Source organism: Stenotrophomonas sp. (genome assembly GCF_050737075.1).
Taxonomy (GTDB): Bacteria; Pseudomonadota; Gammaproteobacteria; order Xanthomonadales; family Xanthomonadaceae; genus Stenotrophomonas.
Genome location: NZ_JBOHXV010000025.1, coordinates 17,894 through 30,550 on the forward strand (window position 1 = coordinate 17,894; position 12,657 = coordinate 30,550).

At 65.8% G+C, this 12,657-nt stretch carries 9 protein-coding genes; 3 read left to right on the forward strand and 6 right to left on the reverse strand.

The window, feature by feature from the left end:
* Positions 1-60 precede the first annotated feature (60 nt).
* Positions 61-834, reverse strand: a complete 774-nt coding sequence (locus ACREPD_RS08450) for a fimbrial biogenesis chaperone (RefSeq protein ID WP_431598900.1) — start codon at positions 832-834, stop codon at positions 61-63.
* A gap of 100 nt (positions 835-934) precedes the next feature.
* Complete coding sequence (locus ACREPD_RS08455; protein ID WP_431598901.1) at positions 935-1,477, reverse strand: fimbrial protein; 543 nt, start codon at positions 1,475-1,477, stop codon at positions 935-937.
* A gap of 750 nt (positions 1,478-2,227) precedes the next feature.
* On the opposite strand from ACREPD_RS08455, the gene ACREPD_RS08460 reads away from it, so the two are divergent.
* Both ACREPD_RS08460 and ACREPD_RS08465 read left to right on the forward strand, forming a co-directional pair.
* The gene (locus ACREPD_RS08460; RefSeq protein ID WP_431598902.1) at positions 2,228-2,866 is read left to right on the forward strand and encodes a response regulator; all 639 of its coding nucleotides are present in this window, start codon (positions 2,228-2,230) and stop codon (positions 2,864-2,866) included.
* Positions 2,867-2,874: 8 nt separating this feature from the next.
* Positions 2,875-7,152: an ATP-binding protein gene (locus ACREPD_RS08465; RefSeq protein WP_431598903.1), complete on the forward strand. Its 4,278-nt coding sequence runs from the start codon at positions 2,875-2,877 to the stop codon at positions 7,150-7,152.
* Here the strand turns inward: ACREPD_RS08465 and ACREPD_RS08470 are convergent.
* On the reverse strand, positions 7,149-7,508 hold the full coding sequence (locus tag ACREPD_RS08470; protein WP_431598904.1) for a hypothetical protein: 360 nt from the start codon (positions 7,506-7,508) through the stop codon (positions 7,149-7,151). The two genes, ACREPD_RS08465 and ACREPD_RS08470, sit on opposite strands and share 4 nt — an antisense overlap.
* A gap of 136 nt (positions 7,509-7,644) precedes the next feature.
* Positions 7,645-8,973: an amidohydrolase family protein gene (locus ACREPD_RS08475; RefSeq protein WP_431598905.1), complete on the reverse strand. Its 1,329-nt coding sequence runs from the start codon at positions 8,971-8,973 to the stop codon at positions 7,645-7,647.
* A 210-nt stretch (positions 8,974-9,183) separates the two neighbouring features.
* On the opposite strand from ACREPD_RS08475, the gene ACREPD_RS08480 reads away from it, so the two are divergent.
* Positions 9,184-9,780, forward strand: coding sequence for an HdeD family acid-resistance protein (locus ACREPD_RS08480; RefSeq protein ID WP_431598906.1), 597 nt, complete (start codon positions 9,184-9,186; stop codon positions 9,778-9,780).
* Here the strand turns inward: ACREPD_RS08480 and ACREPD_RS08485 are convergent.
* Positions 9,777-11,186, reverse strand: coding sequence for a MipA/OmpV family protein (locus ACREPD_RS08485; protein WP_431598907.1), 1,410 nt, complete (start codon positions 11,184-11,186; stop codon positions 9,777-9,779). The genes ACREPD_RS08480 and ACREPD_RS08485 overlap by 4 nt on opposite strands.
* Positions 11,187-11,196: 10 nt before the next feature.
* Positions 11,197-12,657, reverse strand: coding sequence for a DcaP family trimeric outer membrane transporter (locus tag ACREPD_RS08490; protein ID WP_431598908.1), 1,461 nt, complete (start codon positions 12,655-12,657; stop codon positions 11,197-11,199).

The following is a 12,657-nucleotide window of genomic DNA, read 5'->3' on the forward strand; positions in this document are numbered from 1 at the left end:
AGCCTTCCAGCCATCAAGAGAGCGCGTGGGGACGGTCTCGTCCTGGCGTACGGAGGTAACTCAGTCGGTACCTGCCGACGACGAAGCGTGGAGCGCGGCTTCGCTTTTAGTCGCGCCGCCGTAGTCATTGATCGTTTCGTAGTGGACGCTGGACGGCGGCGCAGAAGGCGTCGCCCCCGTCAGCGAGAAGCGCTTCGTCTCACCCGGCCCGATCATGCCGCCCTCCTTGGCCTGCACCGTGCCGCCGTCGCCCACCAGGCTCAGCGCTGAGACGGTGACGTGGAAGGCGGAGGCGTTACGCCCCTCGACCGCGACCTGCTTGCCGTCACGCACAAGACGCCATTCAACCTGCTGCGCAGCAAGTTCCGGGGTACCGCTCAGCCCCGTGGGACGGAAGAAGAGCTTGATGCGGGACCGGAATGCCATCTGCAGCTTGTTGTGCTCCGCATCCGCGCCGGTCGCCTTCGGCGGAACCTCCAGCACGTTGAGCCAGAACACGGACTCCCGATCCTTCGGCAGCGGCTCACCGGTGTAGAAGATGCGCAGTGTCTGCGCCTTGCCGGGGTCGATACGTGCCACCGGTGGCGTCACAGTAAAGGGGGCATTGGAATCCGAGGGCGACGCCTTCGGGTTGCCGGCATCGATCCAGCTCTGGGTCAGTGCAGGCGCCCTGCCCGCATTGTTGAGCTTTATCGTGGTCTCGCGGTCCTCGGCCTTGTAGACGACCCGGGTATTGGCGATCACCACGGAGGCATTCGCGGGGAGCATCGTCGCCAGCCCGAGCGTCAGCGCGAGCGTGTGGAGAAGCAGTCGTGGTTTACAGTTCATATGCATGGATCAGCAGGATTCCTTCCCGATCCCTGGGCATGGCGCGACCGCAGGCGACTGGCGCATTCACAGCGTCTCGTCGCCCTTGGTCGATCGGGGAATGGGCTTACTCGTAAACGATCGTGTAGGCCACGTGGCTATTGGCCGCACCGGCGCTGACAGTGTCGGCGACGGACACATACTTGGCGATGTAGTTGATCGATGCCGCACCGCCAACGAGCGCGACGACCGGGGAGCTCTGGTCCGCGTCCGTTGCACCCATCATGATCTTCGTGTTGTTGTCGAAGATGCCGATCTCCACATCGACCGCGCCGCCCGCTTCGAGCGCGAGGTTGCCGGTGGCCGCGTTGGTCAGGGCGCCGGGCTCGAAGTAGGTGTGAACGTTGCCGGTACCCGGCGTGCAGTTCGTCAGCTTGATCGTGAACGGCGTCGCGCCCGCGGTCGAGCCAGTACTCGCAAGCGTGCCGATCGACACGGTGGGAAGCGCGACTTCGAAGTCCGAGACACCACCACCATTACCATCGATATCGCACGTCTGCGACGTGACGGCGCCGGTGAAGGTAATGGTGCCGTCGAAGGCGGATGCGGTCTGGGCAGCGAACGCGCCAACGGTGAGCAGTACGAAAGTGCCGAGGATGTGTTTCTTCATTGAGGGCCTGCCTGGTTTCTGTGGGTAGTGGTAGTGGCGCGTGGAATGACGCGGACCGATGAATATGTGATCCGAGTCTCCGCAACCGAAACAAGGCTATCAATCGTTAGTCACACAGGCCATGCAATACCTACGATACGTGTGCGCACTGCGCCCTCGGCACGACCATGTTCAGCGCCTGGTTAGAACAACAGGAATTGCATTGCACAGGAACGGCACGCTCAGCAGACTGGGGCTGCGCATTTCTCCATGCGCCATGCGTCTGACATGCGTCACCGAGAAAACAATGATCGGATCACCGCGGCCGACTCCCTGCCACGGTGGTTCTCCCCGGTCTACCCCGGACAGGGGGAGAAACTTGAATCGCCGGCCTTGTCGGCGATTTTTTTGGCCGCCAACCCACACCACAGATGAATGCATGCGTATCGGCGTTGCGCCGGGCGTTCATTATCGTAGTTATTGTATGTTTCATATGCTGCGACATTGCGCATCATCTGCGAGCGCGCTGGATGGGTCGCCGGGAACCTGCAGGTGCCCGCCGAATGCCGGTGGCGACCAAACGGAGAAACGACAGGATACCGGCCAGAATGGCGCATTCCTGCGTACCGGTGCGTGACTCTGATTGCAGCAGTAACATGAGATTCGCGATGACGGACCGTCAGTAGGGCCGACTGACGTTCGGGCTTCCGTGCGAGCCCGAATCGTGACGCTTCCTATTTCCAATGTTGCATCGACCGGGAGTTAATCGCTGTGAGCCTGCGAATCATCATCGCCGATGATCACACCCTGATACGGCTTGGGACCCGGCGCGTCATCGAGCTCAGCGGCGTCGGCACGATCGTTGCCGAAGCCAGTAGCGCCGAAGAACTCCTGAACATGCTGAAGGAGCATCCCTGCGACGTCCTGGTCACCGACCTTGCCATGCCGGATGGGCAGCAGGCCGACGGCCTGTCCATGATCACCGTGGTGCGCAGGCGACATCCCGACATTCCGATCCTGCTGCTCACGGCCGCCACCAACCTGGGTCTGCTGCGTGCGGCCCGCTCGGTGGGCGTGCTGGGCCTGTTGGACAAGGGCTCGACGGCCAGCGAGCTGAGCACGGCGATCCAGGCGGTATACCGCGGCCTGCCCTACATCGGGTCCGGCATCAAGGATCGCTTTGCCAGCAGTTCCGGCGTCACTGAAACCGGCCTGGTCAACCGCATGCCCTCGCCCCGGGAGGTGGAAGTACTCAGGCTGCTTGCCTCCGGCCTGACCTTCACGGAGATCGCCGCGAAGCTCCATCGCAGCATCACCACCATCAGCCGCCAGAAGAGCAATGCCAAGCGGAAGCTGGGCATCAGCAATGAGGTCGAACTGTTCGAGCGACTTCGAAGCGAGAAGCTCTAGGGCGCATCATGACCTCCATGCTGCCGGGTTGGCGAACACTCTGCGCCTGTGCGCTGGTGCTGTTCGCTTTCATTCTGCCCGCGCATCCGGCACCGGTGACCGCGTCGCGCGCGGCCATCGCGTGGCGGGAGCGGCACCCCGTGGTCAGGGTCGGGGTCTACGCTGGCGATCACCTCCCGTTTGAAGCATGGATCGCCGGCGAGCCGCAGGGACTTGGGGTGGACTACGCACGCCTGCTCGCGAATCGCGCCGGACTCAAGATCGCGTTCATCCCGTTTGACGACTGGAACCTGCCGGCCGCCACCCGGGCGGCGGAGTTTCCCGTCCTGGTCGCTCAGCGTCAGCAGCCGGGAGGGAGTGGGGATTATCAGTTCCTGCAGCCGTACGCGATCGGACGCCTGTACATGGTGGCGCGGCAGGGGGACCTGCGAATCCGCAGTGAGAAGGACCTGGCGCACGCACGCATCGTCGTGGAGCGCCCGCTTCATCAGACCGCCGCAGATCTGGCCAGGCGCTTTCCCGACGCCGTCAGCCTGCTTGCCGATGATGGCCGGCAGGCCCTGAACATGCTGAGTCGCGGCGAGGCCGACGTCTATGTCGGGACCACCGCCGCGCGGACCCAGACGCTGCTGCGGCAACGCAGGACCAACAATCTGGTCATGCTTGAACCGCTCTCGCTGCCGTCCTTCCCGATCGGCATGGCGGTCTCCAATCAGGAACCCGCGCTGGTCGAACTGCTGAAGCAGGCAGAGAGCGGCATCAAACCAGAAGAGCTGTCCAGCCTGCGTGCCCGGTGGGGACTCTACGACGGCGTTGAGTCATCCGTGCCCACGGCCGTGGTGAGCCCCAGGGAGCGCGCCATCCTGGCGCACCTTCCGCCGCTCCGGCTGGGCTATGAAAGCGATCGGCCGCCCTTCAGCTTCACCAACTCGGCAGGCGAGTTCGACGGGTTGGCTGCGGACTACGTGAACCTCCTGAAGGTGTCGCTGGGCATCCGGGTGCAACTGGTGCCGGCTCGCGATTGGGGGCACCTGCAGCAGATGGTGCTTGCCCGTGAGGTGGATATGATCGCCGCCGCCGCACCCGGGGATTTTTCGCCGGAGACCATGCTGATCAGCCGCCCCTACGAGCGCTTCCCGACCGTCATCGTGGCCCGCGTGAGCGGACCGGGCATCGCCGGCACGGAAGACCTCAAGGGCCTGCGCGTGGCCACACGCACCGAGGCGTCGTTGCTGGAGGCGTTGCGGCTGGCGTTGCCACGCACCACGCTGGTGAAGGTGCAGACCAACGAGGAAGGGCTGGCGAGGCTGGAGGCCGGCAGTGTCGAAGCCTACATCGGCACCCAGCCGGCGATCGACCCGCTCATCCGGGGTCGATACGCGGGAAAGCTGCGCGTTGTCGGCCCTGCCGAGCTGGACAAGGAGCTGAGCATTGGCATGGATCCGAAGTACGCGACCCTCATGCCGCTGATCGACCGCACCCTGGCCAACATCGGCGATGCAGAACGCCAGAAGATCCGTCGGCGTTGGTTGACCCTCGATTACCAGTACGGACTCCCCTGGCGCTGGGCGGCAGCGGTAGCACTTGCCGCGCTGGCCGTTGTGGGCCTGCTGGGATTCGCCTACTGGCGGACGCGCCGCGAGGTGCGGGCCCGCAGCGCCGCCGAAGCCGAGCTTGAGGGCCAGTTGCGCTTCCAGAGCGCACTGCAGGACGCCCTTCCCTATCCACTCTTCGTGAAAGACGAGCTGGGCCGCTACGTCTCCGTGAACCCCGCGTATGAGCAGCGCTTCGGGGTGCGCGCGGCAGACCTGATCGGTCGGACCAAGTTTGAGGTCGGCCATCACTCCGCGGACGACCTCGACATGCTCGACCCGATCGAGGAAGACGCGATGCAGGCCACCGAGGCCATCGCTGCCGAACTGAACATCGTGTCACCCATAACCGGTCAGCTCCACCACGAGCTGCTCTGGCTGAAGCGCCTGGAGCTCAGGCCGGGGCGGCCGGGCCTGATCGGCGCTGCCGTCGACATCACCAAGATCAAGGTCGCCGAATCGAAGGCGCGGCTGTACGAACAGCGGCTGGCCGAGATCACCCGCACGCTGCCTGCCGTCGTGTTCCAGCTGCGGGCGCCTCCCTCGGGCCGCCGCATCTTCACCTACGTCGCCGGCGACACCCTGTCCACCATCGGGCTGACGCCCGAACAGATCACCGGTGATGAGATGCTTGCGTTCGCGCAGGTGCATCCCGACGACCGCGCATTGACCGAGGCGATGCTGCAGGAAGGCATCCGGACGATGACCCCCGTGCCGGAATTTGAATTGCGGATGTACACCAACCAGGGGCTGAAATGGATACGCACCGCGGGCGGCCAACCGCGTCGTACGGACGATGGAAGCGTGGAATGGAGCGGGTACTGGATTGACGTCACCCGCGCGCACCAGCAGGCCGAAGTGCTGCAGCAGGCCAAGCTGCAAGCCGAGGCGGCGGTCGCGGCGCGAAGTGCGTTCCTCGCCATGATGAGCCATGAAATCCGCACGCCGATGGCCGAGATCATCGGTCTCGTGGAGCTCGCCACCGACGATGCGCAGGACCAGGAGCAGGCCGAGAAACTTGCGCTCGTGCAGGATTCGGCGAACGGGCTGCTGCAGATTCTGGATGACATCCTGGACTTCTCCCGGATCGAGTCGGGGCTGGTCGAGCTGGACGTGCAGGACTTCGACCTGCGGGCGGTGATGGATGTAGTCATCGGCCTGTTCTCCACCCGCGCCAGAACCAAGGGGTTGGCATTTTCCTGCGTGCTGGATGGGCGGCTGGCCGACACCTACAGCGGCGATGCAATGCGGATCCGCCAGATTGTCACGAACCTGATCAGCAACGCGCTCAAGTTCACCCAGACGGGCGGCGTGGAGCTGCATGTGGAGCGGCGCCGGCACGACGGCAACCAGGATCACCTGTCGTTCTCCGTACGCGATACGGGCATCGGGATCGCCGCCGGGCAGCTTGGCAATCTCTTCAGTCCCTTCGTCCAGGCCGATGTCTCTACGTCCCGACGCCACGGCGGGACCGGGCTGGGACTGACCATCTGCCGCCGGCTGGCGACGTTGATGGGCGGGCAGATCAGCCTAGAGAGTGAAGCGGGAACCGGCACGGTGGCAACGCTGTCCATCGCGCTGCCGGTGGTTCATGCCTCCACCGGCGATTCAGCGTTTGCCGGCAAGAAGGCCCTGGTGTGCAGCGAAAGTGAGCGCTCGCGGCGCGAGGTGGTGCAGGCGCTGACGGCCCTGGGCTTCGAGGTCGGCACCGCGAAGCGCGCCAGCACTGAAACGGCGTGGGTTCCGGACCTTCTGGTCGTGGATGCTACGGATGACCCGGTCGAGTTGCCACCCGGCGTGCCTGTCCTGCACCTGGTCTGGGGAGCAGAAGCGCGCGATCCCCCCGGTGTCGACCCGCGCCTTGTGCTGCACACCCAGCCACTGCGGGTGCGCGCCACCACCAATGCCTGCCGTGCGGCATTCGGCATGGACGCACTCCTGCCCGCCGTGCGACGCGTGACTGCGGCTGCTCACACCCGCCAACGTGCGCGCATCCTGGTTGCGGAGGACCAGTCCATCAACCGGCTGGTCATCGGTCAGCAGCTCGACCGGCTGGGCTACGCATTCACCTTGGTCGCAAGTGGCGAAGAAGCGCTGCAGGAGCTGTGTGATGCCACCTACGACCTGCTGCTGACCGACTGCCAGATGCCGAAGATGGACGGGTATGAGCTGGCCAGGCGGGTGCGCGGAATGGAGCGTACGACCGGCCGCCATCTCCCCATTATTGCCCTGTCGGCCGCGGCGCTCCCGGAACAGGTTGAGCGCTGCCGCGAGGCGGGCATGGACGATTTCATCGCGAAGCCCGTTCGCATCGCCGCACTCGACGAGAAGATCATGCTGACGCTGTCGCGGATGTCGGCAGTAGAGGCAGCGCCTCCTGCGCCGGCTGCCGCGCTATCCAGCGGGCCACGTGCGGAGCATCTCCTGACCCTGTTTGGCAGCATGGACGCGGCCAGGATGCATCTCACGGAATGGTTCGCCGAAGTGGACCGCGACATGCAGCGGCTGAACCAGTTGGCGTCCCGCGGCGATACCGAGGGACAGCGCGAACTGCTGCACAGCATGGAGGGCGTGCTGCTGATGCTCACCGGTCGGCCGTCCGAGATGGCCAACGACAAGGTGGATATCGCCGTTCGACGCCAGGCCGTGCTGGACGGCGTGGCCGCGCTGAAAAACCTGCTGCTGGGGAATTAGCCGCGCTTGCGCCGGGCCCGCGTCTGAACGCGTACGGGGTTTCCTGCGGCCTGGCCGCCCTGCGCTGTGGACGTGGCGGCTTCCAGCACTGCAACGCCAAGCCCCGTGGTCGCCACCACGCCGCCCCGGAACGGGTTGCCGTCCGCATCGCAGCTTCTGCTGACCACAATCATTCCATGCAGCAGCATTCTGGCGAAACAGTCCTGGACCTCGTCCGAAGAGAATCCCGCCACGCGCAGTTCGCTCGGCAGCACGCCGGGCGTCACCTCACGGAAGCGGCGCATCAGCGCCAGTGCAGGCGTGCTCCCGTCAAGGCAATACGGTTCCGACGGATCCGCATCTTGGTCGAACGACATGGGGGCCACCGATTGAAGAGGAAGCTGCCAGGATTTAAGCAGACGAGGTGAGCGCCGTCTGTACAAACCTTGGTATTCGCACTCCACCATTCGGTGCCGTGGCGCACTGACTTCAACGGCTACCGTTGCAGGTCGCTCAACGCTCGTCCTTGAAGATCTTTCCGTCCTTCATGATCACGTTGAAGTTGGCTTCCGGGTTGGCTATGACGTTGATGTCGGCCAGCGGGTCCCCATTGACCAGCAGCAGGTCGGCCAGCGCCCCCTCCTCCACCACGCCCACGCGCCCGGCATAGGGGCTGCGCTTTCCCGACAGCGCCAACAGCTGGGCGTTGGTGCCGGTGGCCATGACCAGCGCGTCGGCGGGGGTGTACCAGCGTGTCAGGCTGGCCAGGATGCGGTTCTGCTGGGAGGCCAGCGCGCTGGAGAACAGCACGTCGGTGCCGAAGGCGGTCTTCAGCCGGTACTTGATGGCCAGGCGGTAGGTCTGGTCGGTACCGGCGAACACTTCCTGCGCCTTCTCCCACTGCTCGGAACCCTTCGGGAAGGCGTTGGCCAACTCCGGCGGGAACGGCTGGGTGCTGAGCCAGGTGCCGGTGTCACGGATCAGGCGCGCGGTGGCGTCGTCCATCAGGCTGCCGTGCTCGATGCACTTGACCCCGGCACGGATGGAGCGCTGGATCGATTCCGGCGTGTAGGCATGCACGGTCACATACGTGCCCCAGTCGGTGGCCGCGTTCACCGCCGCCTGAAGTTCCGGCGTGGAGAAGCTCACCACGTCCAGCGGGCTGTGCGGCGAGGAGACGCCACCACCGGCAGTGAGCTTGATCTGGCTGGCCCCACGCATCAGCTGCTCACGCACGCGCACGCGCAGCTCGTCGGGGGTATCGGCAATGGCGCTGTCGCCGATCACGTCGTGGCGGGAACCGGGCGCGCCCACCGTGCGCGGCAGATCGGCCGCCTCACGGAAATCGCCATGCCCGCTGGTGACGGTGATCATCGCGCCGGACGGCCAGATGCGCGGGCCCTCGACGTGGCCGGAGTCGATGGCGGCCTTCAGGCCCCACACCGCGCCACCCACGTCGCGCACGGTGGTGAAGCCACGCATCAGGGTCTTGCGCGATTCCCCACCGGCGACGATGTTGATGTAACCCGTGTCGGCCGTCATCAAGGTCTGGATCGGAATGCCGACGAACATGCTGTGCCAGTGCATGTCGATCAGCCCGGGCATGAGGGTGCGGCCGCGGCCGTCGATCCGCCGCGCGCCGGGGGCATCAATAGCGCCGGCGGAAATGCGCGCAATGGTGTTGCCCTGCACCAGCACGTTGCTGGGCGCGGACAGCCGGCCATGCGTGCCGTCGAAGATGCGCACGTTGGTGAACAGCGTGGGGGGTGGCGGCGCGCTCGCGGGAGCAGCGCTCGCCGCGTCACCGCCCATCTCGTCCTGCATCACGGAATGCGCGCCCACTGAAGCTGCCAGACCCATGGAAACCACGGCAGTCAGGAGTCGAACCGTCAGTCGCTGCAACATGGCACTACGCCCCCATAGCGGTTGTTGCGCTGGTATAGGAGCGAGCGCGTGATTGCCATGTGTTTGCGGGAATTACTGGTGCCGGATTCACCGCTGCATAACGACGCCGGGTGGGTAATTGGAGGGTCTCTCCAGGAGTGGCCTGTCATGACCGTGTTCTCCCGATTTGGCAACGATCGCGACTCCATCGGCGTGGCAATGAAGTCCAGTTGGCCCCGCCTGCTGATCGTCGGCATCCTGCTGCTGGCCGTGGGGGCATTCGGCATCTATGCCTCGTCGCTGATGCTGCGCACCATGACGGCGCTGGTCGCCGGGGTGCTGGTGATCGCCGGTGCGATCCAGCTGACCGAAGCCTTCCTGGTGCGCGGGCTGCCCAGCTTCGCCATGACCATCCTGCTGGGCACGGCACAGGTCATCGGCGGCATCGCCATCTATACCCATCCCGGCTGGGCGGGGTATGCGGTGGCCGCCACGGTGGCGGCGGTACTGGTGGTGCAGGCGATCGCGCAGATCAGCCTGGCGTTCCGCTTCAAGCCAGGCGGCAAACGCTGGATCTCGCTGGCCTCCGGCGTGGTGGCACTGGGCGCGGCGGCGATCAGCGTCAGCGGCGTGGCCTGGGCCGGCCGTGCGTCGGCGTCGTGGGGCGTGGGCCTGGCGCTGCTGGCGATGGGCGCGGCCTACATCGCCATCGCCCTGTTGTTTCGCCAGGATCGCGATGCCGCAACACCCCCAGCCGCGCGCTAGAGCGCGCCTTCCAGGTAGGCGTAGATGTAGTTGGAACCCCCATCTACGGTGCCCAGCATCTGGGCCGAACCGAAGATGCCTGAACGGTGCGAGACGCCGAAGCCGAAGTAGAGTTCGTGCCAGCGTTCGCTGCCGAAGATGTCGCCCACACTCACATCGATGCTGGGGTCCAGGTAGTTGAGCAGCTTGGAGGTGTTGCGCTCGCGACGCGCCTGCGACTCCGCTTCGGCATACGGCACGCGTTCGGCGTAGGACACGCCGAAGCCGAAGCCGATCCGGGTCTTGACCCGGTGCGACCAGGGGAAGCCGTAGTAGAAGCCCTTCATATAGGCATCGATCTGCCAGGCGTCGGGCTGGTGGCCCTTTTCGTCGTGGCGCAGCACACCCACGTAGCCGACCAGGTCCAGCGGCCAGCCGTTGAGGCCCGACACGAACGGGCGGCCGATGTGCACGCCCCAGATGTCGGTGGGATCATCGTCATTCAAGCTGACGCAGCTGAAGGTCATGATCTTGACCAGGTGGCAGCCTTCGGCCGAATCGCGCCCGTAGAACACCTTCACGTAGGTCGGTGTGTCTTCCTTGTCCCAGCGCACCTGGCCATTGCCGAAGTCGTAGGCGGCGCCCACCATGCCACCCCACTGCATGTCGCTGTCCACCAGCGGGCTGTTGCGGATCGCACTGGAATAGCGCTTGGCGAATACGCCGCCGACCAGGCTCCAGTTCTGCAGGATGCGATAGCGTCCATACAGGCCGGCGGTGACATCCACGCCGCTACCTGCCGAATACGCGCTGCGTTCCGGCGTGACTTCATCGTCCTCGACGCCGAAGTAGTAGTCGTTGAGCTTGGCGCTGCGCCAGCCCACGGTCAGGACCGGCTGGAGGGCCCAGCGGTCGCCACGCCAGGTGTAGCCGTAGGCGGCACGGACTTCGGTGCCGTCCGAATTGCCCGAGACGTCCTGGCGGACGGTGAGATCCAGCGCGTGGTTGTCGTGCTTGAAGTAGTAGCGCGCGCCCACATCGGCTTCGCTGTTGCGCGTTTCCATGCCCTGCAGGATGTCCGGTGTCTCGTCTTCGGGATAGCCCTCCAACCGCCGTTCCACGAACAGCTCCAGGCCCTGGTTCTCGAGTGGCGTGAAGCGCACGCCCGCCGCGTTCGAGCGCAGGAAGAAGCGGTCGCCCTCGTACAGATACAGCGGCATCAGATCGATGCGGTCGTCGCCGCCCTTGTAGGGCGATGATTCGATGCGGCTGAGGAAGCCGAGCCCTGCACTGCCCGGCTCCTCCAAGATGTTGCCCAGCATCGCATCCTGCGCGGCCACGGGCGCTGCCGCAGCCAGTGCCACGCACAGCAGTGCGGGCCGCAGCCGGCGCGGTACGGAATGGCGTTGTCTCGAGCGTGTGGCCATGACCCCCTCCCTACTTCACGAAGTCGTACTTGAGGGCCGTCTGCAGGCGGAAGACATCGCCGCTGGCGCCACTCTGCTCCTGCAGTTTTCCGTACAGCAGTTCCGCACCCCAGCTCCAGCTCGGCGCCGGCTGCCAGATGATATTGGCGGCGGCGTAGTCGCTGCGGCGGAACACCGACGGGTCAAGCAGCGTGTCGCGCTCCAGGTACAACCGGCTGTAGGTCAGGGTCGAGCGCCAGCGCTGCGTCCAGTGGTGGGTATAGCCCAGCCAGCCGCCGTACTGCTGCAGCACCTGCAGGTCGCCCTGCGGATCGACCACGCCGTCGACATTCAGGCCGCCAAGGTCGCCGATGAAGGCGCCGATGCCCTGCCCGCCGACGGCACCGAACACCATGTAGTCGCCGTTGTCGCCCCAGCCCCAGGTGCCGCTGAGGGCCAAGCCGCCTGCGGTGGCGCTGTCACTGCCTTCGTTGCTGTCTTTTGCCGAATCGTAGGTCAGGTAACGCAGCAGGCCCGACGCCTGCAGGCTGCCCCAGTCCGCCTCGTGCCGGGCCGCCAGCACCAGGTTGGGCGCGGCGGTGCGCGAGCGCTGGGTGACGCCGGAGAACTGCAGTTCCGGTGCGCGATGCTCCGCGGCGAGGATCAGCTGGTTGCCGTTGCCCAGCGGGAAGTACTGGCGCACGCTCGCCAACCGGGCGAACGGCGATGCGGGCGGGCCGGCGAAGTCCAGGGTATCCGGGCCGGAATCCAGGTCCATGAAGGCTGACCAGCCAAAGCCCACGTAGGTATTGCCGAGCTGTCCCCAGGCGTGGCGCAGGCGGTAGCCATAACTGCCGCCGGAGCCGAAGAAATCGTTCTGGATGAGGAACCGCAGCTGCCCGGCATCGGTATTGCGGCGCCCTTCGAAGGTGAGCCGGGTCTGCCGGGCGTGCATGTTGAAGCGGGTGCTGTCACGCCCGCCATCGACGGGAATCGACGAGGGAACGAATTCGTCGGTGACGCCAGCATCGCCGCTGTCGAACATCGCATCCAGCTTGGCGTAGCCGCCCAGCCGCAGCCAGGTCTCGGTGCCGGGAATCACGAAGAAACCTTCCAGGTCATCGCCCGGCGGCACTTCGTTGTCCGCGCGGGCGGTGGCCTGGTCGTCCTCGTCGAAGGTGTCGCGCGCCGGCAGCGGCGAAGGCTTGACCTTCATGGCGTCGGGCGAGGCCACCTCGACCAGCTGGGTGGGCCGCCCCACCCCGCCGGGTGTGGACGCCACCGCGGTTGCCGGTTGCGCCGCGTTGGGGGGTGCCTGCTGCGCGGTGCTGGCCTGCCCGGATTCGAGGGCCTGGATGCGCGCGGTGAGCATGTCCACGGTCTGGCGCAGGCGCTGGATTTCCGCGTCCTGGGTGGCGTCGCGGGTCTGAGCGGCGACGGCGCCTGGCAGCAGCACGGCGGCCAGGCAGAGGGATCGGGTGGGAATGCGCAT